Source organism: Mycobacterium sp. URHB0021 (assembly GCF_054057895.1).
The window spans coordinates 7,366,425-7,391,326 of record NZ_JBSRZT010000002.1; the positions used below are offsets into that span (position 1 = coordinate 7,366,425).

The 24,902-nt window shown below is 67.9% G+C and carries 25 protein-coding genes and 1 pseudogene; 4 read left to right on the plus strand and 22 right to left on the minus strand.

The genetic code is table 11. The features are described from left to right. Positions 1-12: 12 nt before the first annotated feature. From ACVWWN_RS38185 to ACVWWN_RS38205, 5 genes and pseudogenes are all read right to left on the minus strand, one after another. Positions 13-291: a hypothetical protein gene (locus ACVWWN_RS38185; RefSeq protein ID WP_457148503.1), complete on the minus strand. Its 279-nt coding sequence runs from the start codon at positions 289-291 to the stop codon at positions 13-15. A gap of 27 nt (positions 292-318) precedes the next feature. After that, positions 319-766: pseudogene (locus ACVWWN_RS38190) on the minus strand (TetR/AcrR family transcriptional regulator); the annotation flags it as partial. A gap of 37 nt (positions 767-803) precedes the next feature. Continuing rightward, the gene (locus tag ACVWWN_RS38195; RefSeq protein WP_457148504.1) at positions 804-1,673 is read right to left on the minus strand and encodes an oxygenase MpaB family protein; all 870 of its coding nucleotides are present in this window, start codon (positions 1,671-1,673) and stop codon (positions 804-806) included. A gap of 82 nt (positions 1,674-1,755) precedes the next feature. Beyond that, positions 1,756-3,006 (minus strand): dihydrolipoamide acetyltransferase family protein, encoded by a 1,251-nt coding sequence (locus ACVWWN_RS38200; protein ID WP_457148505.1) that lies wholly within the window; start codon positions 3,004-3,006, stop codon positions 1,756-1,758. Between the two features lie 27 nt (positions 3,007-3,033). After that, positions 3,034-5,214, minus strand: coding sequence for an alpha-ketoacid dehydrogenase subunit alpha/beta (locus ACVWWN_RS38205; protein WP_457148506.1), 2,181 nt, complete (start codon positions 5,212-5,214; stop codon positions 3,034-3,036). A 141-nt stretch (positions 5,215-5,355) separates the two neighbouring features. On the opposite strand from ACVWWN_RS38205, the gene ACVWWN_RS38210 reads away from it, so the two are divergent. Further along, positions 5,356-5,868: a VOC family protein gene (locus ACVWWN_RS38210; protein WP_457148507.1), complete on the plus strand. Its 513-nt coding sequence runs from the start codon at positions 5,356-5,358 to the stop codon at positions 5,866-5,868. After that, on the plus strand, positions 5,865-6,545 hold the full coding sequence (locus tag ACVWWN_RS38215) for a GntR family transcriptional regulator (protein WP_457148508.1): 681 nt from the start codon (positions 5,865-5,867) through the stop codon (positions 6,543-6,545). The genes ACVWWN_RS38210 and ACVWWN_RS38215 overlap by 4 nt, the downstream gene beginning before the upstream one ends. A 6-nt stretch (positions 6,546-6,551) precedes the next feature. Here ACVWWN_RS38215 and ACVWWN_RS38220 read toward each other — a convergent pair whose 3' ends face one another. Further along, entirely contained in the window at positions 6,552-7,196 is a 645-nt protein-coding gene (locus tag ACVWWN_RS38220) for a helix-turn-helix domain-containing protein (RefSeq protein WP_457148509.1), read from the minus strand. 174 nt (positions 7,197-7,370) lie between these two features. Between ACVWWN_RS38220 and ACVWWN_RS38225 the strand changes: the two genes are divergently transcribed. Continuing rightward, positions 7,371-8,438, plus strand: coding sequence for an SDR family oxidoreductase (locus ACVWWN_RS38225; RefSeq protein ID WP_457148510.1), 1,068 nt, complete (start codon positions 7,371-7,373; stop codon positions 8,436-8,438). On the opposite strand, the gene ACVWWN_RS38230 is transcribed toward ACVWWN_RS38225, so the two are convergent. Genes ACVWWN_RS38230 through ACVWWN_RS38260 form a run of 7 tightly spaced genes read right to left on the minus strand, consistent with a single transcriptional unit; the run spans position 8,428 to position 17,539 of the window. Beyond that, on the minus strand, positions 8,428-9,408 hold the full coding sequence (locus ACVWWN_RS38230; protein ID WP_457148511.1) for a zinc-dependent alcohol dehydrogenase: 981 nt from the start codon (positions 9,406-9,408) through the stop codon (positions 8,428-8,430). The two genes, ACVWWN_RS38225 and ACVWWN_RS38230, sit on opposite strands and share 11 nt — an antisense overlap. A 13-nt stretch (positions 9,409-9,421) precedes the next feature. After that, positions 9,422-10,480, minus strand: a complete 1,059-nt coding sequence (locus ACVWWN_RS38235) for a 2,3-butanediol dehydrogenase (protein ID WP_457148512.1) — start codon at positions 10,478-10,480, stop codon at positions 9,422-9,424. A gap of 46 nt (positions 10,481-10,526) precedes the next feature. After that, complete coding sequence (locus ACVWWN_RS38240; RefSeq protein ID WP_457148513.1) at positions 10,527-11,585, minus strand: zinc-dependent alcohol dehydrogenase; 1,059 nt, start codon at positions 11,583-11,585, stop codon at positions 10,527-10,529. Then, on the minus strand, positions 11,585-13,030 hold the full coding sequence (locus tag ACVWWN_RS38245; RefSeq protein WP_457148514.1) for a M24 family metallopeptidase: 1,446 nt from the start codon (positions 13,028-13,030) through the stop codon (positions 11,585-11,587). The genes ACVWWN_RS38240 and ACVWWN_RS38245 overlap by 1 nt, the downstream gene beginning before the upstream one ends. Before the next feature lie 25 nt (positions 13,031-13,055). Next, positions 13,056-15,560, minus strand: coding sequence for an ATP-binding cassette domain-containing protein (locus tag ACVWWN_RS38250; RefSeq protein ID WP_457148515.1), 2,505 nt, complete (start codon positions 15,558-15,560; stop codon positions 13,056-13,058). Between the two features lie 30 nt (positions 15,561-15,590). Next, entirely contained in the window at positions 15,591-16,688 is a 1,098-nt protein-coding gene (locus ACVWWN_RS38255) for a substrate-binding domain-containing protein (protein WP_457148516.1), read from the minus strand. Positions 16,689-16,720: 32 nt separating this feature from the next. Further along, positions 16,721-17,539 carry an ABC transporter permease gene (locus ACVWWN_RS38260; protein WP_457148517.1) on the minus strand — a complete coding sequence of 273 codons (819 nt, stop codon included), beginning with the start codon at positions 17,537-17,539 and terminating at the stop codon, positions 16,721-16,723. Between ACVWWN_RS38260 and ACVWWN_RS38265 the strand changes: the two genes are divergently transcribed. Continuing rightward, positions 17,462-17,746: a hypothetical protein gene (locus tag ACVWWN_RS38265; protein WP_457149501.1), complete on the plus strand. Its 285-nt coding sequence runs from the start codon at positions 17,462-17,464 to the stop codon at positions 17,744-17,746. The two genes, ACVWWN_RS38260 and ACVWWN_RS38265, sit on opposite strands and share 78 nt — an antisense overlap. A gap of 160 nt (positions 17,747-17,906) precedes the next feature. On the opposite strand, the gene ACVWWN_RS38270 is transcribed toward ACVWWN_RS38265, so the two are convergent. The 9 genes from ACVWWN_RS38270 to ACVWWN_RS38310 form a co-directional block, all read right to left on the minus strand. Next, positions 17,907-18,137, minus strand: coding sequence for a hypothetical protein (locus tag ACVWWN_RS38270; RefSeq protein ID WP_457148518.1), 231 nt, complete (start codon positions 18,135-18,137; stop codon positions 17,907-17,909). Then, on the minus strand, positions 18,134-18,634 hold the full coding sequence (locus ACVWWN_RS38275; protein ID WP_457149437.1) for a DUF3093 domain-containing protein: 501 nt from the start codon (positions 18,632-18,634) through the stop codon (positions 18,134-18,136). The genes ACVWWN_RS38270 and ACVWWN_RS38275 overlap by 4 nt, the downstream gene beginning before the upstream one ends. Continuing rightward, on the minus strand, positions 18,634-19,011 hold the full coding sequence (locus ACVWWN_RS38280) for a hypothetical protein (RefSeq protein WP_457148519.1): 378 nt from the start codon (positions 19,009-19,011) through the stop codon (positions 18,634-18,636). The genes ACVWWN_RS38275 and ACVWWN_RS38280 overlap by 1 nt, the downstream gene beginning before the upstream one ends. 22 nt (positions 19,012-19,033) lie before the next feature. Further along, positions 19,034-19,468 carry a hypothetical protein gene (locus tag ACVWWN_RS38285; RefSeq protein WP_457148520.1) on the minus strand — a complete coding sequence of 145 codons (435 nt, stop codon included), beginning with the start codon at positions 19,466-19,468 and terminating at the stop codon, positions 19,034-19,036. Next, positions 19,456-20,436, minus strand: a complete 981-nt coding sequence (gene hemB / locus ACVWWN_RS38290; RefSeq protein WP_457148521.1) for a porphobilinogen synthase — start codon at positions 20,434-20,436, stop codon at positions 19,456-19,458. Before hemB ends, ACVWWN_RS38285 begins: the two co-directional genes overlap by 13 nt. Positions 20,437-20,467: 31 nt before the next feature. After that, positions 20,468-22,174: a uroporphyrinogen-III synthase gene (locus ACVWWN_RS38295; protein ID WP_457148522.1), complete on the minus strand. Its 1,707-nt coding sequence runs from the start codon at positions 22,172-22,174 to the stop codon at positions 20,468-20,470. A gap of 55 nt (positions 22,175-22,229) precedes the next feature. Further along, complete coding sequence (hemC, locus tag ACVWWN_RS38300) at positions 22,230-23,153, minus strand: hydroxymethylbilane synthase (RefSeq protein WP_457149438.1); 924 nt, start codon at positions 23,151-23,153, stop codon at positions 22,230-22,232. A 21-nt stretch (positions 23,154-23,174) separates the two neighbouring features. Beyond that, positions 23,175-24,518: a glutamyl-tRNA reductase gene (locus tag ACVWWN_RS38305; RefSeq protein WP_457148523.1), complete on the minus strand. Its 1,344-nt coding sequence runs from the start codon at positions 24,516-24,518 to the stop codon at positions 23,175-23,177. Between the two features lie 109 nt (positions 24,519-24,627). Beyond that, positions 24,628-24,885, minus strand: coding sequence for a glutaredoxin family protein (locus ACVWWN_RS38310; protein WP_457148524.1), 258 nt, complete (start codon positions 24,883-24,885; stop codon positions 24,628-24,630). Positions 24,886-24,902 lie beyond the last annotated feature (17 nt).

Below are 24,902 nucleotides of genomic sequence, written 5' to 3' on the forward strand. Positions count from 1 at the left end.
ACTGTACGGCACCTAACGGAATTCGCCCGCCTCCCGGCGCTCCTTCATTTCTTGCTTGGATTCCTTTTCCGCCTCTTCCTTGGCCTCTTCCTGGCCGGAAAAGTCGACCTTCCCCTTGTCCTCGTCGTCTACCCAGTCGTTGACGGCGGTGCCCGCCACAGTTCCCCCGCTGCCGGGCAGTGTGGTCGTCGGACGTTCCTCGTCATACGCCTTGGCCATCTCCTTGGCCTTTGCGGTGTGTTCCTCGGTCACTTCCGGCTTTTCGGTCCGCTCCCGTTCGTCTGTGCTCATGCGCCTGTGGCTGCCCGAAAGTGTGAGCTACGAAACAGTGGCACGCGTTTTGGCCGGTACAGCGCCTAACACCGCGAAAAGGCTGGGGAGAAAGTGCCGGTGGCAACGCCCGGATGTCGTCGGCGGACTCGAGAGGTTGGGCGCTCGGCAGCAGCAGCACCATGGCCGCGTAGCGCAGAATCGTATCGGCGATTTCGTCGACCCCCTGCTCGCCGATCCGCTCGGCCAAACCGTCGGGGGATCACCCGCAGCGCTTCGGCCATCCGCTGGATCGCCGCGGCGTGGTGACTGGACGCCAACGCCAGCACCAGGCCGGGTCGTCGGTGATCATCCGGCCCAGCACCCGGTGGCGGCGGAATTTCAGGATCGACAGCGTGAACGCCTCGACGTAGTAGTTGGATTGCGGCGCGGCCTGTTTGAGCTCGGCGGCAATGTCGGCGAACAGTCGGACGGTCTCGCGCTCGATGACGGCGGCGTCGACGATGGCTTGGGTCGTCGGGTCAGGCCGCCGATCAGGAACGGGCATAGCCCTTGAGCGCATAGCGGTTGTAGCGCAATCGCATTGGCAGAAGATCCCACACCCAGTTCACCGGCTGCGAGCGCCAGACCCCGGCGAAGCGCTGGTAGCGGCGCTCCTGGCGCTCGGTCCATGGCAGCTCGAGCAGGACGCGGGCCCGCGGTGGCAGCCCACCGGTGGTCAGGAAGGCGGCGACCGGGTTGAAGACGGGTGCGATGACGCGCCAGAGTGCGGGCCGCACCGCCCTGGGGCGCGGAAAGCCCTTGGTGACGTAGCCGACCCCGTACTTGGCGGTCGGGTGCGCGATGATGATCTCGTTCATCATCCGGTCCCAATATTCTTGAAAATCGGCGTAATTCGCCGGCATCGGGCGGTCGCTGACCCCGTAGCGCCGGTACCACGTCTTGGATTCGAGGTAGATCTGTTCCTTCTCCGCATCGGTCAGCCGCTTGACGAAGGTGTCGGCGAAGTACAGCACCTGCTCGACGAACGTTGCGTGCGCCCAGAAGTAGGTGTCCGGATCCAGCGCGTGGTAGCGGCCGGCCGACCCGTCCGGGCCGGGCAGATCGCCCTTGACGTGGTGATGAAAGTCGCGGACCTGCGTCCCCGCGTTGTCGGCGTCGGAACCGTAGACGGTGTCGAAGATCGGCGGGATCGTGCGCCTGAGCCGTTCCGCGGTGTCGGCGAAGAAGGTGGAGTGGTCACGCACACCCTGGCCGAGTTCGGCGAGCATGTTCTGCAGCACGGCGGGTCGTGGCCCGATGAGATACATCCGGTTGTCGCCGAAATAGCGCCACACCAGCGACCGCGGCCCCAACGGCAGGGCATCGTCGGTGCGCTGGGGTTTCGCGGCCAACTCGGTCATGCGAAACAGTGTGACAAATCTCGAACTCTGCACCAACCGGGTGCGAGACGGTTCACCCCCCGCCGCGATCGACGGACGCGCGTCAGATGAGCAGACGCAGCGGCTTCTCGACGATGTCGACGAGGGTGGCCATCCAGCGCGCCGCCAACGCGCCGTCGATGGCCCGGTGGTCAACCGAGAGCACGAGGTTGACCACGGTGGCGATCTCGACCTTGTCCGCCTCGTCGATCTTGTCCTCGATGACGATCGGTTGTTTCACCCCGGCACCGACGGCGAGGATGGCCGACTGCGGCGGATTGATGATCGCGGCGAACTCCTCGACGCCGTACATGCCGAGGTTGGTGACCGTGATGGCGCCGCCCTCGAGGTCGCGCTGCGCGAGGCGTCCGGCGTTCGCCTGCTCGACGAACTCGTGCACCTTTCGGGCCACCCCGCCGGGCGTGGTGTCCTGCACGTTGCGCAGGACCGGAGTCACCAGACCGCGCTCCGAAGCGATGGCCACCCCGATATTTACCGAAGCGAACGACCGCATCGCCTCGTCGGTCCAGATGACATTGGCCTCCGGCACCGCCACGTGCGCCGCCGCCACCGCCCGGATCACCAGGTCGTTGACCGAAATACGCTGTGGCGAAACGTCGTTGAGCTCAGCCCGCAGCCGCAGCAACGCGTCTATCCGCGCGGAGCGCTTGACGTAGAAGTGCGGCACGGTCTGCTTGCTGGACGTCAGGCGGGCGGCCACCGCCCGGCGCAGGCGGCTGTGCTCGATCTCGGTGAACGATCCCGCGGCGGCGCCGGCGGGCCGCGGTGCAGGCTCCGGCACCGGTGCGGGCTCGGCCGCCGGCGCGGGTGTCGACGGTGGCTGATGATCCCTGCGCGCCGCCGCCTGCAACGCGTCCTTCTTGGTGATCCGGCCGTTCGGTCCGGTGCCGGTCACGTCCTGGAGGTCGATGCCGGCCTGGGCCAATAACCGCCGCGACAGCGGTGTCGCGAAGATGCGGCCGCGGCCGTTGGTCTCGGCCCGGGGCGGCGGTGCCGGCGCGCTGCCCTGCACGCCGAGTTCGACCAGCAACGAGTCGATGTCGGCGCCGATCTCGTTCCGGCTGCCCAGCAGCAGCAACGGGGCCCCCACCGCAACCGACGCGCCGGGCTCCACCAGGCGCCGCAGCAGCACACCGCCCGTCTCGGCCTCTACCTCGACCATCGCCTTGTCGGTCTCCAATGCCACCACCGCGGCGCCGGTCTGGATGTCGGCACCGTCGTCTACCAGCCACTCCGACACGGTGACCTCGGTCGCGCCGGCGGCAACCTCGGGCACGCGGAACAACGTCGCCATGGGTGCTCTCCTCGTCTGGTTCGGGGGTCAGAAATTCGGCAGTCGCCGCAGTGCTTCGACGACCTCCTCGGTCCGCGCGATGGCGGCCCGCTCCAAAACCTTGCTGATGCTGGGTGAGGCGATGCCGCCGGTGACCCGCGCGATGGGCGCGTCCAGCCAGTCGAACAGGCGACGTCCGATCTCATCGGCGAGCCAGCCGCCGTAGGACGTGCCGACTGCTCCCTGCTCGACGATCAGCACCCGATTGGTCTTGCGGACGCTGGCGGTGATGGTGTCCCAATCCAGGGAGGCGCGGTCCAGCCAGCGCAGGTCGATGAGGTCTGCGGACACCTCGGGAACCTGCTGCAGTGCTTCCAGGCAGTGCCCGACCATGGAGAGGTAGGAGATGACGGTGACGTCGTCACCGGTGCTGCGCAACGCCGCCTTGCCGACCGGGATCAGGTAGTCCAGGTCGTCGACGGGTCCGATCCCGGTGCCGGCGTAGAGGTCGACGTGTTCGAGCACCACCACCGGGTCGTCCAGCCGCAGTGCGGTGTTCATCAGGCCCACGTAGTCGAACGGATTCGACGGTGCCACCACCCGCAGCCCCGCTGCGGTGGTGAGGATGCCCGCCGGATCCATCGAATGCTGGGAGCCGTAGCCGGTACCCGCCGCCAGCTTGCTGCGGAGCACCAGCGGGACCGTGCCGTGGCCGCCGAACATGTGCCGGGCCTTGGCGATCTGGTTGAAGATCTGGTCGGCGGCCACCCACATGAAGTCGGCATACATGAACTCCACGACCGGGCGGGTGCGGCCGTCCATGGCCATGCCGCCACCCATCCCGGCGAAGGCGTTCTCGCTGATCGGCGTGCCGAGCACGCGATCCGGGAACTTCGCCAGCGCGGCCTTGGTGGCACCGTTGGTGCCGCCCTTGAGCCCGTCGACGTCCTCGCCCAGCACGACGATGCGCTCGTCGAGTTCCATCTGCCGGCCCATCACGTCACTGACCACGTCGATGAAACGCCGCTCGGCCAGCTTGCCGGGGAACGTGTCGGCTTCCTCGTAGCGACTGCCCTCGAGTTCGCGCAGATCACCGCGGATGCCGACGTCGACGAACCCGGGATCGGGCCACTTGTCGGCCCTGACCCGACGCTGGCCGGGTTCTCCGTCGGGCACCGGCTCGAAGAAGCCGGCGCCGATCGACGTCATGACGTCGGTGATCTCCTGCCGCTTCTTGTCGATCTGGTCTTCGGTCATCAGCCCACGACGAATTATGTTCCGGCACAACAGATCCAGCGGGTCACGGGCCCGCCAGCTGTTCTCCTCCTCCTTGGTCCGATAGCCGAAGGCGCTGCCCGGGAACGGCCCGTTCTGGTGGAAGAAGCGGTACACCTCGGCCTCGATCAGAACAGGCCCACCTCCGGCGCGGAGGTGGCCGAGCGCCTCGGCCATGGCCAGTCGCACGGCGAGCGGATCCATCCCGTCCACCCGCCAGCTCGGGATGTCAAAGCCCAGTCCGCGGGCGGACAGCCTCGGTTCGGCGGTGGAGGTGGAAAGCGGCGTCGACACCGCGTACATGTTGTTCTCGACGAAGAAGCACACCGGCACCTTCATCGCGGCGGCCAGGTTGAACGACTCCAGCACCGAGCCGATGTTGATGGCACCGTCGCCGAAGTAGGTGACCGTGACCGCGTCGGTGCCCGAGCGCCGCTGATTGAAGGCGAAGCCCAGCGCCTGCGGCACACCGCCCCCGACGATGGCATTGGTGCCCATCGCCCCGGCCTCGCGCCACTGCAGGTGCATGGATCCACCGCGGCCCTTGCAGAATCCCTCCGCCAGGCCGCAGATCTCGGCCAACGCGCGGGATAGCACGGTGTGGACGTCGTCGGTGAGTTCCGGAAAGCCGTCGGTCGCGGCCTCCATGACGTGACCGAACGCCTTCGCCAGGAATTGGTGGTGGCCGCGGTGCGAGCCGTTGACGTAGTCATCGGAACGCAGGTCGAGGATCGAGCCGACCGCGCCTCCCTCCTGACCGATGCTCGAGTGCGCGGGCCCGTGCACCAGGCCCTCGGCGGCCAGGGAGAGCACATACTCCTCGAAGACCCGGATCCACAGCGTGTGGGCGGTCATCCGCAGCAGATCCCCGGCGGAGAGGTCGTCCCAGTCGGCGTCGGTGGTGGTCAGCTGCACCCACGGTGACGCCGGCGACAGCGGCTTCGTATTCGGCATCGCGCCTCCCTCTTTGGATCCATCGTGATGACGTAGATTCGCACTTATCAGGTGAAACGCGGCTCAAAGTGTGATCCCAGTGCCAATGTATGGCAGTAATGGATCCATTACAACCGTCTACGACCGTTTGGAGGACCAGAGATGTCCGCAGTAGGGCCCATCCCGGGCATCACCCGTGTCGACCATGTCGGCGTCACCGTTCCGGACCTGGATCAGGCGCACGCCTTCTTCACCGACGTGCTGGGCTGCGAGTACATGTACACGCTCGGACCGTTCGCGCACGACGACACCTGGATGAGCGAACACCTGAACGTCGCTGATGACACCGTGATGCGCCGGCTGCACTTCTACCGGCTCGGCGGCCAGGCCATCTTCGAGGTTTTCGAGTACCAGGCCGCCGACCAGCGCATGGCCCCGCCGCGCAACAGCGACATCGGCGGCCACCACGTGGCGTTGTACGTCGACGACCTGGACGCCGCGGTGGCTCGGCTACACACCCTCGGCCTGCGGGTGCTCGGCGAGCTGACCGTCAGCACCGGCCCCAGCGCCGGTCAGCGCTGGCTCTACTTCCTGTCGCCGTGGGGCATGCAGTTCGAGCTAGTCTCCTACCCGAACGGCAAAGCCTTCGACAAGCGCGGACAGGTGCACAGGTGAGCGAGATCGTCGTGGAACCCGCCTCGACGGTCGCCAGCCAGCGGATCGCTGACCACCTCCGCGACCAGATCCTGTCCGGCCGACTCACGCCGGGCACCCGAATTCGCCAGGACGAGCTCGCCGAGGAATTCAGCGCCAGCCGGCTGCCGGTGCGCGAGGCGTTGCGCATCCTGCAGTCGGCCGGCCTGGTGACGCTGCGGTCCAACAAGGGCGCCTGGGTCACCAGCCTGGACCAGCGGGACTGCGAGCGCAGCTACCAGATTCGCGAGCGGCTCGAGCCGCTACTGCTGCGGGAGAGCATGCCAGGGCTGACCGCAGCGGACCTCGCCGAGCTGGACGACATCCAGGACCGCATCGAAAGCACCAGCGACGTCGAGGAATTCCTGGTGCTGGACCGTCAGCTGCACTGGTTGACGTACCGCCACGGCGACCCGGGCGAGCTGCGGACCATCATCGGTCGGCTGTGGGACACCACCCAGCACTACCGGCGGGCGTTCAGCCACCTGACGCTCGGGGCGCGGGGGTGGGTCATCAACGCGGAGCACCGGCTGCTGATCCAGTCTCTACACGACGGTGACGCCGACGAGGCCGAACGCATCCTCGAGCTGCACATCCGCCGCACTCGCATCGAACTACGTTCTCATCCAGAGGTTTTCGCAGCAACAGAGCAAACCTGATGCGACTCAATGCGAGTCGCCGTGCACAAACCAGATGCCTTCGAAAACTTCGGGTCCCGGATTGCGCAGGATGTGCGGGATGGACGAGTCGAAGCCGAGCGATTCGCCGGTATTCAACACGAAGACCTCCTCGCCGACGGTGACCTCGACCTTGCCGGCCAGCACGTAGCCGTATTCGTAGCCGTCGTGGATGTTCGGGTCGCCGCCGGTGCCCGAGGCGGCGCCGGGTGCGTAGGAGATCTTCATGAAGCTCACGCCGTGCTCGGGTGTCGCGGCCAACCGCTCCCAGACCACGCCGTCGGCCATCTCGAGGTGCGGTCGGTGCGACGGGTGCACGACCGACACCCGATTGGAGTACTCCGACGGCCGCCACGCGTGGATGGGGTCGAGGCGTCCGCTGCCGTCCGGCCGGCCGTTCACCATCGGGGCCGCGGACACGCCGTTACGGGCCGGCGGCCCGTCCGCATCGGAGAACAGTTCGTCGACCGAGACGTTGAGCAGTCGGGAAAACGCGTAAAGGGTGGCGACGGACGGCTGCGATTTGCCGTTCTCGATCTGAGAGATCAGCGACGGGGATACGGCCGCCTGCCTGGCGAGTTCGCGCACCGTCATCCCGGCCCGCACCCGGACGCTCCTGAGTCGTTGACCCATGTGATCCATCAGCGTCCCTACCGGTCGAAGTCGTAGGCAAAAGATTAGCAGCACTGCACGCCCCCTGCCGAAAGCCGACTTCGTCGTGTCGGGTCAGCGCAGAAGAGGACTTGCTGTTCACTCTCACTAAACAGTAGGGTTTGCGTCGACACCCGGTACGAGTGGAGGACGTCAGTGACCGCAACAGCGAAGGGCCGCGCCCTGGTGGTGGGTGTGACCGGCATCGTCGGACAGGCCGTGGCGCGGGCGCTGCTCACCGACGGGTGGGACACGTTCGGGATGTCGCGTAGCGGCGGCAGTGCCGTCGACGGTGTGACGCCGGTGCGGGCCGATCCGGCCGGGTTGGCCGCCGCACTGGACGGCGTGGGTGCCGAGGTGGTGGCCATCACCGCGTGGACCCGCAAGGACACCGAGGCCGAGAACATCGCCGTCAACGGTGCGGCGGTGCGCCACCTGCTCGCCGCCCTCCAGCCGGCGCGGTCGGTGCGGCACGTGGCGCTGATGACCGGGCTCAAGCACTATCTCGGACCGTTCGAGGCGTATGCCACCGGCACGATGCCCGACACTCCGTTCCGCGAGGAGGAGCCACGACTGGCGACGCCGAACTTTTATTACGCCCAGGAGGACGAGTTGTTCTCGTCCGCCGAGCGCAACGGCTTCACGTGGAGCGTGCACCGCGCGCACACGGTCTTCGGCTTCGCCACCGGTAACGCGATGAACATGGTCGCCACGCTGTGCGCCTACGCCACGATATGCCAGGAGCGTGGGCTGCCGTTCGTCTTCCCCGGTTCGGCCACGCAATGGAACAGTGTCACCGACGTCACCGACGCCGAGCTGCTCGCCGAGCAGATCCTCTGGGCCGCAACCGATGAGAACGGCCAGAACGAGGCGTTCAACATCGCCAACGGCGATGTGTTCCGGTGGCGATGGCTGTGGCCGCAGATCGCCGCCCACTTCGGCCTCGAGTGGGAGGGGTTCGCCACCGCGCCCCGGCCGCTGGAGCAGGCGATGGCGGATATGGACGGCATCTGGGCGGACATCGCCGCCAAACACCAACTGGCCGAACCGGAATTGGCCCGGGTGGCGTCGTGGTGGCACACCGACGGAGACCTCGGCCGTGACATCGAAGTGCTGACCGATATGAACAAGAGCCGCACGGCGGGCTTCACCGCTACCCGCGACACCCGGAACAGTTTCTTCGACTACGCCGAGCGCTACCGCCGGGCCCGCATCATCCCGTGAGCGCCGCGGTCAGCTCGATGTGCGCCTTGATGGTCGATTCGGGGTGATGGGCAGCGTCGACCGCCGACACCGCATCGTCGATGGCGAACCGCTGCGTGACGATCGGGGACAGATCGATGCCGCTGTTGGCGAGGAACCGCAGCGTCTCCGGCCAGACCCCGGGTGAGCCGATCGACCCGGTGATGCGCAGCTCCTTGGACTGGATGAGGCCCAGTTTGGCCGGCGCCTCCGCCCCGACATCGATGCCGATGTACGGGACGCGCCCCTGGAAGGCAACGAGTTCCAGGGCGTGGGCCATCACGGCGGGGCGGCCGCTGGCCTCCACCACCAGATCCGCGCCACGTCCAGCGGTCAGTTCGGCGAGCACGTCCGCGGCATCGTCGGGATGTGTGGTGTGCCGGGCGCCCATCGCCGCGGCTGCCGTTCGGCGGTCCGCGGACGGCTCCACCACCAGCACCACCGCGCCCATCGCCTGGGCCGCGGCGACGACGGCGAGCCCGACCGGACCCGCACCGAGCACCGCGAGTGTGTCGCTGGCGTCCACGCCACCGGCACGCACCAGCGCGTAATACGCGACGCTGAACGGTTCGACCAGCGCACCCATGGTGTAGGACAACCCATCGGGCAGCCGATGCAGCCACTCCGGCCGGGCCACGAAGAATTCGGCGGCCGCCCCACTGATCGAGAAACCGAAATGGTCGGTGCCGAGGACACATTCGCCGACCACACGGTCACCAGGGGTGAAGCGGGCCACCTTGTCACCGACCGCGACCACCTCGCCGGACCATTCATGACCGGGAATCAGCGGATAGGAGAACGGGATGATGTAGCGGCCCTCGAGCAGGTCGATGTCCGAGTGGCACACGCCCACCGAGCGCGCGGCGACCAGCACCTCGTCATCGGCGATCTGTGGAGTGGGCAGCTCGGCCACCCGGGCGACGCCGCGCTCCCGGTACTGCAGTGCCTTCATGTGTCCTCCTGTGTCAGCGGGCCTGGACCAGGACCTTGACCTGGTCGCCCGAGGGTGAGAGCAGCGTTTCGAAACCCGATGAGACGATGTCGACCATCGAGATCTGCGCCGTGACGACCTTCTCCACCGGATAGCGGCCGCCGGCGATGAGCCCGATGATGCGCGGCCAGTCGTACACCGGGTAGCACCACGTTCCGGCCAGGGTGATGTCGTGTTCGGACAGCAGCATCGGATCGATCGAGGCCGCCTTGGTGTGCAGACCGGTCTGCGAAACCCGGCCGGCCGAACGTACCGCCGCCAGCGCCGTCTGCAGAGCGCGTTCGTTGCCGGAACATTCGATCACGGCGTCGAACCCGATCCCGGCGTTTCGGTCCTTGATCCACGCGGCCACGTCGACCTCGGACGGGTCGAGCACCTCACCGATGTCGAGGTTCCGGGCCAACGCCAGCCGCACCGGGTTCACCTCGGAGATGACCACGTCCGCCCCGACCGCCGATGCGTACAGCGCCGCCAGGGCACCGATCGGCCCGGCACCGGTGACCAGCACGGTGTCTCCGGGCACCACCTGTGCGGTGTCGACGCCGTAGGCCGCGACCGCCGCGGGTTCGACAAGCGCGCCCTGTAGGTCGGACACGTCATCGGGCAGGGCGCTGACGTGGGTGGCGGGTACCACGGCCAGCTCGGCAATGCCGCCCCAACCGAAGCTGAGTCCGATACACGCCATCGAGACACAGAGGTGGTTGAGTCCGCGCCTGCAGTAGTAGCACCGGCCACAGAACAGCAGCGGCATCACCGAGACACGCTGTCCCACAGCGATAGTCGTCACACTCGCGCCGAGTTCGACGATCTCTGCCGAGAATTCGTGGCCGAGGATCTGCGGCAGCTTCGACTGGTTCAGTGGGTGCGGCGTGGACGGGATGACGATGGGCCCCATCGCGTACTCGTGCAGATCGGTGCCGCAGATGCCGCACCAGCTGGGCCGCAGCAGCACCTCGCCGGGGCCCGGTTTGCCCGGCCCGGCAACGTCTTCGATGCGGATGTCGTGGTCACCGTAGAACACCGCCGCTTTCATCGGGAGCTCCTTCGCAATCGATGGCAGGTAGGGGTTGGCGCGCAGGTCAGCCGGGCACAAGCGCGGGGTCGAACAGCACCTTGCCGTCCAGCCGGCCGGTGGCCAGCAGCTCGAGCTGAGTGGGCAGGTCCTCCAGCGGATGCACGGACTCGAGCACTTCGTCGGCCAACCTGCTGCTGTCCAGGATGTCCAGTGCGGCGGCGAGGTCGTCTCCGCACACGTGGGCCAGCGTGGTGAGCACGGAGACCTCGCGCATCACCAGCGAGTGCACATCCACCTGCTGCGGTTTGGACGGCAATCCGACCTGCAGGATGGTGCCGCCGGGACGGACCAGCTCCGTGGCGGTGTCCAGCTGCCCTGGTGCTCCGCTGGCCTCGACGACCACGTCCGCGCCACTGCCGCCGAAGCTTTCGCGTACCCGCGCGACCACGTCGGGGCCGGCCTCGATGGTCCGGGTGGCACCGAGGCGCTGGGCGCGCTGCAGCCGCGACCCGGGGAAGTCGATCACGGTGATGTCGGCATCGGCCAACGACCGCAGTCCGGCCAGCACGAACGATCCGATCGCGCCGGCCCCGATCAGCACGACACGGTCCCCTTGGCGCACCCCGGACCGCCGCGCGGCGTGCAGACCCACCGCCATCGGTTGGGCCAGCCCGGCGCGGTCGACCGGCATCGACGGCGGGACGCCGACCAGCACGGTTTCCGGGACGGCCACCAGTTCGGCCATCCCGCCCGCGGTGTTCAGGCCCAGCGTGTAGTAGCGCTCGCACAGGTTGGTGCGACCCTGCCGACAGCGCTGACACGTACCGCATGACACGCCGGCGCCGGACGCGACGAGAGTGCCGGTCTCGAACCGGCCGCCGTCGGCGGGCTCGACGACTCTACCGATGAACTCGTGGCCGAGGATCATCGGCCCGTTGTGCGCGGTCACCGGGTGGCGGGTGGTGATCGGAAATGTCTTTGGTCCGCTAGACCATTCCGTGGCATCGGTGCCGCACACCCCGCTGCGGAGCACCTGCAGCAGCACTTCGCCCTCACCGGGCGACGGCGGCGGTCTGTCCTCGACCCGGACGTCGCGCGCCCCGTAGTAGACCGCGGCCCGCATCAGGCGTCGCCCGCCGCGGTTTCTTCGCCGCGGCCCGCCGCGGTTTCTTCGCCGCGGCCCGCCGCGGTTTCTTCGCCGCGGCCCGCCGCGGTGTTCAGGTGGGACTGCGAACTGCGCACCACCGGGAGCCGGCCGCTGACCGAGTAGTACCGCCGGCCGGCCACCAGCAGTTCCTCGGCGGGGAACTTGGTGACCACCTCGCAACCCGTCGCGGTGACCACGATCTCCTCTTCGATGCGCGCCGCGCCGATGCCGTCGGCCGACGGCCAGTACGTCTCGAGGGCGAAGAACATGCCTTCCTCGAGCACCTCGGGATGATCAAGGGAGACAAGCCGCGAGAAGATCGGCTTCTCCCAGATCGACAGGCCGACGCCGTGCCCGTACTGGAGCGCGAAGGCCGCTTCCTCGTCCGGGAAGCCGAACTCCTGGGCCGTCGGCCACACCGAGACGATGTCGGCGGTTGTCGCACCGGGCCGAACCAGCGCGATGGCCCGATCCATGTATTGCCGGGCCCGGGTGTACGCGTCGTGCTGCGCGGAGCTCGCCGAACCCACCGCGAAGGTGCGGTAATAGCAGGTCCGGTACCCGTTGTAGCTGTGCAGGATGTCGAAGAACGCGGGGTCGCCCGGGCGGATGATGCGGTCGGAGTAGACGTGTGGGTGCGGTGAGCAGCGCTCCCCCGAAATCGCGTTCACGCCTTCGACATACTCGGAACCGAGGTCGTAGAGCGTCTTGGCGACCAGCCCGACCGTCTCGTTCTCCCGCACTCCGGGCCGCAGGAACTCGTAGAGCTGATCGTAGGCGGCGTCGACCATCGAGGCGGCCTGGGTCAGCAGCGAGATCTCGTCTGGCGTCTTGATCGTACGGGCCCGCAGGAACACCTGCTGGCCGTCGACGACGTCGATGCCCGTCTGCTGCAGCGCGAACAGCACCGGCAGTTCGATGACGTCGACGCCCAGCGGTTCACCGAGCAGTTCGAAGCGCTCCAGTTCGCGCTTGATCTTGCGCGCCACCTCCTCGGCGACGCCCGCATCGGGGTTGAAAGCACCTCGCAGGGTGGAGATCCCGGCCCGCGCGCCCGATTCGGTCCGCGGCCGGACGGCGTTGTGGTGAGGCGCATGGGGATCGGCATCCAACTCGGCAGTGGTGGTCGCCAGCCACGGGTTGTAGAGCTGGTGGTGACGGGCCGCCGAGCCGAAGTCCCAGACGATCGGGTCGGAGTTACGGGTGAGCAGGGCGAAGCGGATCATCTTGTCCATCGCCCAGGTGCCGATGTGCGTCGCCGACATGTACCGGATGTTGGAGAAGTCGAAGGCCAGGATCGCGCCGAGATCGGATTTCTCGAGCTCGGCCTTCAGCCGGGCCAGACGCTCCGTGCGCAGCCGGTCGAAGGAGATCCGCTCCTCCCAGTCGACCGCATTGGTGCCGAATGTCGCTGTGCTCATGGTGATGTCGTGCCTTTCTTGATCTCTATATCCGCTGCCGACGGGAACGGACGAGGGTGTAGATGACGGCGGCAGCCAGAATCAGCACACCCTGGAAGTAGTACTGCACAGTGGACCCCAGACCGAGGAAGGTGCTGGCGTTGAGAAGTTGCTGCAACAGCACCGCCCCGATGACCGGTCCGATGAAGGTGCCACGTCCACCGAGCAGGCTGGTGCCGCCCAGCACCACCGCGGCGACACTGGTCAGAGTGAAGGCCGGGCCCTGGGCCGGGTCACCGATGCCGTACTGCCCCATGAACATCAACGCACCGAGGAAGACAAACAGTGCCGTGCCGATGTACGCGCCGATGACGGTGGCGTTGACGCCGACCCCGATGCGTCGCGCCGCGTCCTGGTCGGAGCCCACCGCCCGCAGCCGCCAACCCCATCGGCATTTGCGCAACGCGAATTCCATGGCGACGGCAAGGATCACGATCAGGACGAACGCGAGCGGCAACGGGCCGACGCTGAAGTTCACCGCCTCCTGAAAGAACCCGGCGATGTAGCCGTCCTGGGTGGGGCGCAACAGGAAAGCCAGCCCGCCCAGCGCGATGTAGAGCGTCAGCGTCGCGGCGATGGGGGTGAAGCGTCCGAACCGGATCAACGAGCCGTTGATCGCACCGACCACCGCCGCGATCGCGATCATCATCACCATCCCGGCGATGACCATGGTCGGCGGAGCGCCGTCGCCCACGTAAAAGGAGGCCACCACGACCAAGAACCCGGCGAGGGGCCCGACGGACAGATCGATGCCCCCGGTCAGCAGCGCGACGTTCTGACCCATGGCGATCAGTCCGACCGCCGTCGCCGCGGTCAGGATTGTGGAGATGTTGAATGCCGACAGGTAGCGGCCGTTACCGGAGGCGATGACCGCGGCGAGCAGGACGATCACCGCGAGCAGCAGGACGCTCGGGGTGTAGTCGCCGGTCAGGAACCGCCGCCAGGTGGCCCCTGCCGCCCGTCGCGCGGCGGCCACCGATACCGCCTCGGCGGTCGAGGTGACGGCCGCGGAGACGATCTTCTGCTCGGTGACATCGCTGCCGACCAGCGTCTCGACGACATGGCCGCGCGACATCACCAGCACCTGATCGCACAGGCCCTCCAGTTCGGCGGCGTCCGAGGAACACACCACCACGGGCACCCCCCGCATCGACGTCTCCCGCAGGATCGCGTAGATCTCGGCGCGTGCACCGACGTCGACGCCCTGGGTGGGCTCGTCAGCCACCAGCAGTGGTGGCTCGGAGAGCAGCGCGCGGGAGATGACCACCTTCTGCTGGTTACCGCCGGACAATGCGGATACCCCGGCCTCCAGCGAAGGCGTCTTGACCGAGAGCGACTCCAATGATGTCCGCACACCCCGAATCTCGCGGCCGCGGTTGAGGAACAGCCCGGAAGTGAAGCTGCGCAACGCCGACAGCGCGGCATTCTCCCGTACCGACAACCGCATCATCAGACCCTCGGTGTGCCGGTCGGCGGGAATGTAGCCGCCACGGCGCAACAGTTCGGCCTGGCTCAAGCTCTCGCCCCCGACGCTGATGGTTCCGGTCGACGGCTCCAAGCCCGCCAGCGCGCGCATCAGCTCGCTCTGACCGTTACCGACGACACCGGCGATACCGACGATCTCGCCGCGCGTCGACGACGCCGACACCGCCGAGAAGCCCGGCCCGGTGAGGTTGTCGAGGACGAAGTTGGGTGGGCTGTCCGCCGGCACATGCTTGTCGGGGAACGTCGAGTCCAGCCGCCGGCCCACGATCAGCGCCAGGAGTTCGGCGTCGGTGATGTCGGCGACCGCCACGGTGCCGCGCACGCGTCCGTCGCGCAGCACCGTGACCCGGCCGGCCAGCTGACGCACCTCGGCGAGACGGTGGGTGATGTACACCACGGACGTGCCCTGGGCCACCACCTCCCGGACCCGGCGGAACAGCAGGGCGACCGCGTCGGCGCCGAGCGGGGCGGTCGGCTCGTCGAGGACGAGTAACTTCGGTTTGATCGCAAAGGCTTTCGCGATCTCGAGCAGGTGTTTTTCGGCCAGCGTCAGCGACTCGACCCGGTCATTGAGGTGGACCCGCAGCCCGACGTCGTCCAGCATCCGGCGTGCGACCGTGGCCGCCGGCGCCCCCACGAAGACCGATGCCGGCAGCGCCACCTGCAGGTTCTCCTGCACGGTCAGGTCGGGAAGCACGGCTGGGTGTTGATGCACGATCGCGATGCCGAGCGCGGCTGCCGAGCGTGGGTTGAGGGCGGCGACCAACTCACCCCGCACCGTGATGGTGCCCTCATCGGGCTGGGCGGTGCCGGTGGCGATGTTCATCAGCGTCGACTTGCCTGCGCCGTTCTCGCCGAGAACCGCATGCACCTCGCCCGGAAGTACCCGCAGCGAGACGTCGGTCAGCGCGGCGACGCCGGCGTAGCGCTTGGCGATATGGGCCAATTCTATTGTCGCCGAATGTGTTTCCTCGGCAATGAGCACTTCGGCGTTCGGTTGTGTCACGGTGCTCCCCTGCGGTCCCTCGATAGTCATCTACTTGTCGATTTCGGCCTGCTGTTCACCGGAGATCTCGGCGGACAGATAGGTGTCGTCGGGCAGGTCGCGGCGGCACTGCACGCCGTTGGGCCGGCTGCTGACCGAGTCCTCGAAGACCGGGCCCCTGAACGCGTCGGCCGTGGGGACCTGTCCGCCGGTGGCACGCGCGACGGCGTGCTGCACGGCCAGTCGGACGTTGTCGTTTCCGGTGGCGACGGTCACCATCTTGAACGGACTGCCGGCCTGACTGTCCGCCCAGAAACAGCTCAGCGAGTTGCCGTCGGTGGTCGCCAGCGCGGGAATCGGGCGCCCACTCCTGGCAAACAGCGGCAGCGAGCTGACCAGAGTCGGCCCGAAGTCGGAGACGATCACGTCGATCTTGGGGTACTTGGCGATGTCCGCCGACAGCAACTGCTGGGTCAGCGTGGGGTCCCAGTTCGTCGGCTGGAACGGGGTTTGACCGATGAATGTGTAAGTCTCCGGCAGGTTCTGGCGCATCGCTTGATACTCCGCGATGCTCTGGCTGTTGCCGGGCGGCCCGCCGAGGAACAGGATGTTGCCGCCGCCGGGCACGTTCTTGTTGATCCAGCCCGCCCAGTTCCTGCCGTCGTTGGCGAAGTCGTCGCCGATCCAGGCGTCGTAGTTGACACCCGGTGCGCCGCCCGGGTCGATGCGGTAGGGCACGGTCACCACGCCCGTGCGGTAGGCGGCGGTCAACGCCGGCAGCACCGCCTTACCCGCGTCCGGAAAGACCACCATCGCGTCCACCGCCGACGCCATCGCCTTGATGTCCGAAATCGCCTTCAGCGTGTTGCCCTGGCCGTCGGCGTAGCGCAACCGGGTCACGCTCGGACACTTGGCCGCCTCTTCCTTGCCGGACGCGGTGGTGACCAACCGCCAACTGTTGCCGCCATATCCGTCGAGCAGACCGAGTTCGATCGGCCGGGTGCCGCACCACGACGGAGCGCCCTGCGCATGGGTGACCGGACCGGTCGGTACGTCGCGCCGCGGACTCGCCGAAGTGCAGCCGGCCAGCACCGAACTCACGGTCGTGACCAGTGCGCACATCAACGCTGTCCGGCTACCAGTCCTCATCGGTCGTCTCTCCTCTGCTTTCGCCGGCGGCACTAACCGGCCACCGCCGCGGTTGCCCGGCGGCGTTGGCGGACAGGCAGAATCGCAGTCCAGTTCAGGGTGTAGAGCGAAACCCCCACCGCCAGCGCGGCGGCTTGCACCAGTGGCGAGATGGCGGGCGACACCCCCAGCACACTGACCAGGGTGATCAACTGCTGCAGGAAGACGGCGGCGATGACCGTGGGAAGCGGAAACCCACGCCCGCCCAGCAGCGACGTGCCACCGAGCACGACCACGGCGATCGACGGCAGCAGGTAGGCGTCACCGGCGAAGGCGGTCGGCTGCGCGGTGATACCCGCGATCAGGATGCCGGCCAGGCAGTACAGCAGTTGTGCCCATACGTAGCACAGCGATTGGTGGCGTTTGACGCGCAACCCGGCCGTGCGCGCCGCGGCGGGATTCGCACCGATCGCCTCGAACCGCCGCCCGCCCACCGTGCGTTTGACCACGGCCGCCACCATGATCAACGCGATGACGGCGATGAACACCGAGTGGGGGATGCCCGAGGTGGAACCACCCGCGACAGCGGCCAACCGATCGGTGGTGGTGCGCGGGCGACCGCCGGAGATCCCGAGGTTGACGCCGTAGAGTACGGCGTTGGTGCCCAACGTCGCGATGATCGGATTCAGCCCGAGGCCGCCGATCAACAATCCGTTCAGCAGACCTGCGGCGACGGCGAACCCGATCGCCAGGGCGATCGCCGGCGCCAGCCTGGAGTTGTCCCCATCGGGAAAGTGCGTGACCGTCACCAGCGCCAGCGAGACACCGCCCGCCACCGACAGATCGATACCCGCCTGCTGGATGACCAGCATCTGGCCGAGCCCGGCAATGGCGAGACGGCGGCCACCGGCAGCATCCCGGCCATCGAGGTCGCCGAGACGCTGGCGGAGTCGATCAGTGCGCTGACCACGAACAACAGCACGGTCGCGACACCGACGGTCACCAGTCCTCTGGACGCGGCGGTACGGGATGCGGCGCGGAAGACACTCCGCCGTTCAGTCTCACCTGACACCGGTTAGCCCTCACTTTCGCGCTTCAACCGTGAAGCCGCTGGAAGAGCTGGCGCTCGGTGTGAGCGCGCTCACGGCATGTTGAGTGACACTGTACAAAGTTGAGTGCGTATGTACAACACCGGTTGAAGCTGGGAGCGTGAGTGCAGCAGTAGCAACGTCGGTCGGGCTAGCCGCGCCGCAATCGTGCGATCGCCATCACCGCCAGCGCTCCGGCCACGGCTGCGAGGAACAACGACAACACCACCAGGGGCGCGCTGTACGCCACCGATGTCGTCATGGGTTCGCCCTCGAGCAGCGGGGCGACGTCGACCGTCGAGCGGGCCGCCAGCCAACTCAGCACGCAACCGATCGCCGCGGCCACGGCCACCAGCAGTTCGATGATCGCGCGCCGCCTCATGACGCGGGCCCGGGAGGGATACGTTCCTCCACCAGCCGGGTCAACTCGGCCCGCAACTGCTGGTGTCTGCGCGCCCACGCCTGCGCGCCACGGTCGTCGCTCAGCTTGAGGCCGATGCCGGTGCGACCGCGCGGCACTCCGGTGAGTTCGCCAAGTGCCCGCGACGACTGCCATTTGGGCGCCTCCGCGCCGGTGGCCTCCGGGTAGATAGCCACGATGTCCTCGATGTCGGTTTTCTCGGTGCCCTGCCGAAGGTAGTCCGGCGTCAGCTCGACCGATGTGTGGATCCGGGCCGCCTTGACCTGAATCGCGATGAAACCCGTGACGAGCAGCAGAAAGATCGTGGGCACCAGCCACTGGAACCCCATACCGGCGGACACCTGGATCAATGCCATCGCCATCGCCGCGGCGGGCCCGGCCAGAATCCACAGCCAGCTCGCACCGGGTTCGTGGAACAGCACCTCGGGCGTCGACTGCGCAGGCGCGTCGCGTTGCATCACGGCTGTTCCTTCCCGCCCGGGGTGTCCGTCGCGGACCGCCTGATCAGGACGGTGCCGGCAATCAGCGGGATGACGGCCACCAGGGTGAGCATGTGCACCACGCCGAACACCGCGAACAGCGCGACGAGCACGACGATGGCCAGTGACAGCGCGACGGCGGCCCGGCGGAATCGCGGGTCACCGCTGCGCGCGCGGCCCGCCAGGAAAGCCATCGCGGCGCCCCCGGTCGCCGTGAGCACGCCGGCACCGCGGTAGACGGGCGGCAGACCGACCGAGGCAGCGATCAGACCGCCGATGATCAGCAGAATGGACGCGACCACCCAACACCAGAATGCGGCGGTGACGGCCCGCGGTCGCGGCGGGGGAGCTGTCATTGTCGGCAAAGCCTAGCGGACGTCACCGCGTGAAGAATGCGTGCGCATCCTTGCGGTGCAACAGGAACACTCCGCCCACGATCAGCACGGAACCGACGATCGCGGTGGCCGCGTAGGTGATCGCCACCGGGGTGGGCCGATCGACGGTGAACAGCCTGGTCGCCGTGTAGACCACCGCCGCGATCCCGCCTCCGGTCAGCACCGTGCGGGTCCACCGGTAGCCGTGTCGCATCAGGATCAGGAAGGTCACCACCACCGCGGCCACCACGATCACGAACACGATCGAGACGGCGTACAACAGCACCGGTGGATGGTCCGCCCGCGTGCCCACCAGGTCGACCAGGTACCCGATCGTCAGAAGCGGCAGTGCCGCCAGCCACAGCCAGAACCCGGTGTCGACGTCCAGCGGCCTGGCCGACGTGTCCGGTGCGGGCGACTGGCCGCTCACGCCAGCCATTCGGCCACGTCGACCGCCCAGTACGTCAGCACGAAATCGGCGCCGGCGCGACGGATGCTGGTCAGTGTTTCCAGGGCGACGGTCCGCAGATCGATCCAGCCGTTGGCAGCCGCCGCGGTGATCATCGAGAACTCACCGGACACCTGATAGGCGGCCACCGGGACGGGCGAGATGTCGGAGGCGGCCCGTACCACGTCCAGATAGGACATCGCCGGCTTGACCATCACGATGTCGGCGCCCTCGTCGATGTCGAGCCGGACCTCGTGCAGCGCCTCCCGCGCGTTGCCCGCGTCCTGTTGGTAGGTGCGCCGGTCCCCGCTGAGGCTGGAGGAGACCGCCTCGCGGAACGGGCCGTAGAAGCCCGACGCGAACTTGGCCGCATACGCCATGATCACGGTGTCGGTATACCCGGCGGTGTCGAGCCCCTCGCGGATCGCGGCGACCTGGCCGTCCATCATGCCGCTCGGCCCCACCACGTGGGCACCCGATTCCGCTTGCGCCACAGCCAGTTCGACATAGCGCAGGTTTGTCGCGTCGTTGTCGACCCGGCCGCGGTCGTCGAGCACGCCACAGTGACCGTGATCGGTGAACTCGTCGAGGCAGGTGTCGGCCATCAACACGGTCTCGTCGCCGAGATCCTTGGCCAGATCCCGCAGCGCGAGGTTGAGGATGCCGTCCTCGGCAACGCCGGCCGAACCGGTCGGGTCCTTGTCCTCGTCGCGCGGCACCCCGAACAGCATCAGCCCGCCGACTCCGGCGGTCACCGCGTCAGCGGCCGCCCGGCGCAGCGAGTCACGGGTGTGCTGCAGCACCCCGGGCATCGACGCGATCGGCTGCGGCTCGTCGATGCCGTCGGCGACGAACATCGGCAGCACCAGATGCCTGGTTTCCAGCGACGTCTGCGCCACCAGACGGCGCATCGCCGGGGTGGCTCGCAGTCTGCGGGGACGGTGACTCGGATAGGGCATGTAAAGCCATCCCTCCGTGGCTGTTGTGCGCCTAGCGGCGACGGCTCTTCTTACGCGGTGGCGGCAAGGCACCCTCCGCGCGCAACCGCGCGGCATGTTCGGCGAGCGCCTCGACAAGCGGACCGACCGCGGCGACCTCGGGTTGCACGTCGACGCGCAACCCGAATTCGGCTGCGGTTTCGGCCGTCTTGGGGCCGATGCACGCGACGATCGTCCGGGCATGCGGCTTGCCAGCGATGCCGACGAGGTTGCGCACCGTCGAACTCGAGGTGAAGCAGACCGCGTCGAATCCACCCGTCTTGATCATCTCGCGCGTCTGGGCCGGCGGCGGGGCCGCCCGCACAGTGCGGTAGGCGGTGACATCCTCGATTTCCCAGCCGCGTTCCCGTAGGCCCTCGGCCAGCGTCTCGGTCGCGATATCCGCACGCGGCAGCAGCACCCTGTTCACCGGATCGAAAACATCGTCGTAGGGCGGGAATTCATCGAGCAGGCCGAGTGAAGACTGCTCGCCGGACGGCACCAGCTCGGGATTGATGCCGAAGGCACGCACCCGATCGGCGGTCGCCTGACCGACGCAGGCGATCTTCACGCCGGAGAAGGCGCGGGCATCCAAGCCGAACTCGTTGAACTTCTCCCACACCGCGCGCACCGCGTTGGTGGAGGTGAAGACGACCCACTGGAACCGGCCGTCGACCAGACCCTTGACCGCGCGCACCATCTGCGCGGGACTGCGCGGCGGCTCGACGGCAATGGTCGGCACCTCCACCGGCAATGCGCCGTGGCTCCGCAGCTTTTCGCTCATCTCGCCGGCCTGGTCCTTGGTGCGCGGCACCAGCACGGTCCAGCCGTACAGAGCGCGGCTTTCCCACCAGTTCAGCTTCGCCCGGTTGGCGACCGTCTTACCGATCGTCACCACAAGCGGACCCGTCAGCGGGCCGGAAAGCTCTGAGCCCGCGGGCTTTTCGAGCACGGCCTTGTCGAGCAGACCGGCCAGCGTCGTCTCCACCGAACGCTGCTGACACGTCGTGCCCTTCTCGGTCACCACGGTCGGTGTGGAATCCGCGAGTCCGTACTCGACGAGCGTGCGCGCAGCCTCGGGCAGATGGGATGCGGTGGCGTGCAGGATCAGCGGACCCGGCGCGGCGGCCAGCGCCGCCCAGTCCACATCGCCGCGAACGTCGGCCACGGTGTGCGCCGAACCCAACGGCAGGCCCGCGTAGGTGGGCACCGCGGTGGTGTCGGGCAGACCCGGCACGATCTCGAAATTCAGATGGGTCTTCGCCAGGGCGTTCACCTCGGTGATCACGGCATCCACCGAGAGCGGATCGCCCGCCACCAGACGGACCACGTCGACTCCCGCGCGGGCTTCGTGGGCCAGGGTCTTGGCGACCTCGGCGGGATCACCGAGAGCGGGCCGGACGTCGGGGCCGCCGGGAAGCCTGGGAGCCGCAGGCGCCACCCGATCGACGGCATCGGAAATCAGCGCCTCGCCGTCCGTGGTCCCATCGGCCGCCGTGACGGTCGCTGCGGGTTCGGGTCCGGACGGCGGCGGCAGCTCGGACCCTGCCAGGGCCAGCACCGCCTCGGGCACGTCGGGATCGGTGAACACCAGCGCCGCGTTGGCCAGCACGGTCCGGGCCCGCGTCGTCAGCAGACCGGGGTCACCAGGCCCCGAGCCGACGAACGTGATGCGGCCCGGCTTCGGCTTACGCCCTCGACCGCTCCCTTGGCCAGTCATCTATCACTCACCTTCATGCTCTTCACTGACGCTCATCGCAGCTGTTACTGCTGTTCTATCGATCCGCCATGAGCTCGCGCGCCCCCAACTCGAACAACTCACCGGCCACCGAGACCCCGAGGTCTCGGGCCCGGTCGGGAGTCCCGATGCCGGACGCACGGATCACGTTGGATCCGTCCAGCGTCGCCACACATCCGCGCAACGACAGCTCCACGAAGACACGGCCGTCCTCATCGATGGACTCGACCACTTCCGCGATCGCGCCCACCGGTGCGGAACAACCCGCCTCCAGTTCGGCGAGCAGGACTCGTTCAGCGGTGACTGCTGCGCGTGTGTCGGCGTCGTCCATCACCTCCAGCAGCGCGGCAAGCTCGGTGTCGTCCGCGCGGCACTCCACCGCGAGCGCACCTTGAGCCGGCGCTGGCAACATCTGCACCGGCTCCAGAGTCTCGGTGACATCGGCGAGTCGTCCGATGCGGGCCAATCCCGCCCGGGCGACCACGATGCCGTCGAGATCACCGTTGCTAACCCTGTTCAACCTGGTATCAAGGTTGCCTCTTAGGGGGCGAATTTCCAAACCGAGACCCAGTGCTCTAAGCTGTGCAGCCCGGCGCGGACTCGAGGTGCCGATCACCGAGCCCGCGGGCAACTCTCCGAGCACCATCCCGTCGCGGGCCACCAGCGCATCCCTGGCGTCTTCGCGACGGGGTATGGCGGCGATGGTCAACCGCGGGTCCGGCGCCGTGGGCAAATCTTTGTAGGAATGCACGGCCATGTCCACGACCCCGTCGTGGATGGCTTCGCGCAGGGCGGCCGTGAACACCCCGACGCCGATCTCGGCAATCGGCGCGGCCGAGCGGTCGCCATGGGTGGAGATGATCACCAGTTCGGCCTGATGACCCGCTGCCACCAGAGCGTCTTTGATGACACCTGCCTGGGTCGTCGCCAACAGGCTGCCCCGGGTGCCTATCCGGATTATCGCGCGGCTTTGACTCAAGCGTTACTCAGACTTGTCGAAATCGGTTGCTATTAAAGGGAATTCGCCTGCGGCCACGGCATCGACGGCTTGCTGATCGAGTTCGAAGAGCTCACGCAGCGCCTCGGCGTAGCTGTCGCCGCCCGGTGCGCTCGCGAGCTGTTTCACTCGCACCGTCGGTGCGTGCAGCAGCTTGTCCACGACCCGCCGGACGGTCTTGGCGACCTCGTCGCGGTGCGCCGCGTCCAGCCCGGGCAGCCGGTTGTCCAGTCGCAGCAACTCGGCCTCGACCACGTCGGCGGCGCGCTGGCGCAGCGCCGTGACGGTCGGGGTCACCTCGGCCATCCGCTGCCCCGCCAGGTAGTTGGCAACCTCCGCGGCGACGATCGCGCGGGCGGCCTCCGCGTCGGAGGCGGCGGCCCGGGACGACGGCTCCCGCTGGATACGGTCCATGTCGACGACGAACACGCCGGGCAGGCCGGTCACCGCCGGGTCGACGTCACGCGGCATGCCCAGGTCGCAGATCACCAGCCGCTTGGGCTCTCCCCCGTGGGCCAGGCCGCGGTGGACGTCGGCCAGCGAGACCACCGGCCGCACCGCACCCGTGCAGCAGACGACGACGTCGGCGCCGGTGAGCACGGGCGTCAGGTGATCGAACGGAAAGGCATCGGCCGCGACGCCCATCTCGCGGATGCTCTCGGCGAGTTTCTTCGCGCGGGGAAGCGACCTGTTGACGACGTGGATGCGCTCGACCCCGGCACGGATCAGATGCTTGGCCGACAGCGCGCCCATCGCACCCGCTCCGACGACGGCGGCCCGGCGGCCGGTGAGCCCGTCCAGCTTCGTGTCGGCCATGCCGAGCGCCACCGACACCACGGACGCGCCCGCGGCGTCGATACCGGTCTCGGAGTGCACCCGCTTACCGACCGACAGCGCGCGCTGCGACAGCTCGTGCAACGTGCGCCCGACGGTGTGGTTGGCTTCGGCGGCCGCATAGGCGCGGCGGACCTGGCCGAGCACCTGCGCCTCGCCGATGACCGCGGAGTCGAGTCCGCTGGCCACAGAGAAGAGGTGCTCGACGGCCGCCTCGGCGTAGCGCACGTAGGCGTATTTGGTGAGGTCGTTGAGCGACATGCCGGAGTGCTCGGACAGCAACTGGCCGATAATCGAAAGCCCGCCGTGGAAGGCCTCGACGACGGCGTACACCTCGACCCGGTTACAGGTGGACAGCACCATCGCCTCGGTCACCAACGGGGATTGCAGCACCTGGTCGACGATCTTGGCCTGATCGGACTCATCGGTGCTCAATTGCTCCAGTACGGATACCGGCGCGGAACGGTGCGAAACCCCGAAAAGCAGGACGCTCACGGCTTCATCACCACGTCAACCAAGGTACTTGTTGAGCAGCTGGGGCACCAATTTGCCCAGGTCCTCACGTGAAAATGTATTCCGTGACACGTCTACCCGGGCGGAGGGGTCAGCCACCCGAGAGATCGGCCCGCAGCCTCGGTTCGTCGATCTCCCAGTAGCTGTGCTCGCTGCCGTCGAGGAGCACCACCGGAAGCCGGTCGCCGAATTCGGCGCGCAGGCCGGTGTCCCCCGCGGCCGCCGCCCGGTCGACGTCGGTCACTTTCAGCTGGAAGCCGAGCTCGCCGGCCAGCTGGGCCAGCCGCGTCGCGGCGCCCGAACAGAGCGTGCATCCCGCGCGCGTCAACAACTCCACCTGTCGGTCCATGTCGTCAGTATCGCCAC

Coding starts and splice junctions, on each gene's coding strand:
- ACVWWN_RS38185 (WP_457148503.1), bottom strand. CDS start 291: ATGAGCACAGACGAACGGGAGCGGACCGAAAAGCCGGAAGTGACCGAG.
- ACVWWN_RS38195 (WP_457148504.1), bottom strand. CDS start 1,673: ATGACCGAGTTGGCCGCGAAACCCCAGCGCACCGACGATGCCCTGCCG.
- ACVWWN_RS38200 (WP_457148505.1), bottom strand. CDS start 3,006: ATGGCGACGTTGTTCCGCGTGCCCGAGGTTGCCGCCGGCGCGACCGAG.
- ACVWWN_RS38205 (WP_457148506.1), bottom strand. CDS start 5,214: ATGCCGAATACGAAGCCGCTGTCGCCGGCGTCACCGTGGGTGCAGCTG.
- ACVWWN_RS38210 (WP_457148507.1), top strand. CDS start 5,356: ATGTCCGCAGTAGGGCCCATCCCGGGCATCACCCGTGTCGACCATGTC.
- ACVWWN_RS38220 (WP_457148509.1), bottom strand. CDS start 7,196: ATGGGTCAACGACTCAGGAGCGTCCGGGTGCGGGCCGGGATGACGGTG.
- ACVWWN_RS38230 (WP_457148511.1), bottom strand. CDS start 9,408: ATGAAGGCACTGCAGTACCGGGAGCGCGGCGTCGCCCGGGTGGCCGAG.
- ACVWWN_RS38235 (WP_457148512.1), bottom strand. CDS start 10,480: ATGAAAGCGGCGGTGTTCTACGGTGACCACGACATCCGCATCGAAGAC.
- ACVWWN_RS38240 (WP_457148513.1), bottom strand. CDS start 11,585: ATGCGGGCCGCGGTCTACTACGGGGCGCGCGACGTCCGGGTCGAGGAC.
- ACVWWN_RS38245 (WP_457148514.1), bottom strand. CDS start 13,030: ATGAGCACAGCGACATTCGGCACCAATGCGGTCGACTGGGAGGAGCGG.
- ACVWWN_RS38255 (WP_457148516.1), bottom strand. CDS start 16,688: ATGAGGACTGGTAGCCGGACAGCGTTGATGTGCGCACTGGTCACGACC.
- ACVWWN_RS38260 (WP_457148517.1), bottom strand. CDS start 17,539: ATGCTGGTCATCCAGCAGGCGGGTATCGATCTGTCGGTGGCGGGCGGT.
- ACVWWN_RS38270 (WP_457148518.1), bottom strand. CDS start 18,137: ATGAGGCGGCGCGCGATCATCGAACTGCTGGTGGCCGTGGCCGCGGCG.
- ACVWWN_RS38275 (WP_457149437.1), bottom strand. CDS start 18,634: ATGCAACGCGACGCGCCTGCGCAGTCGACGCCCGAGGTGCTGTTCCAC.
- ACVWWN_RS38280 (WP_457148519.1), bottom strand. CDS start 19,011: ATGACAGCTCCCCCGCCGCGACCGCGGGCCGTCACCGCCGCATTCTGG.
- ACVWWN_RS38285 (WP_457148520.1), bottom strand. CDS start 19,468: ATGGCTGGCGTGAGCGGCCAGTCGCCCGCACCGGACACGTCGGCCAGG.
- hemB (WP_457148521.1), bottom strand. CDS start 20,436: ATGCCCTATCCGAGTCACCGTCCCCGCAGACTGCGAGCCACCCCGGCG.
- ACVWWN_RS38295 (WP_457148522.1), bottom strand. CDS start 22,174: ATGACTGGCCAAGGGAGCGGTCGAGGGCGTAAGCCGAAGCCGGGCCGC.
- ACVWWN_RS38310 (WP_457148524.1), bottom strand. CDS start 24,885: ATGGACCGACAGGTGGAGTTGTTGACGCGCGCGGGATGCACGCTCTGT.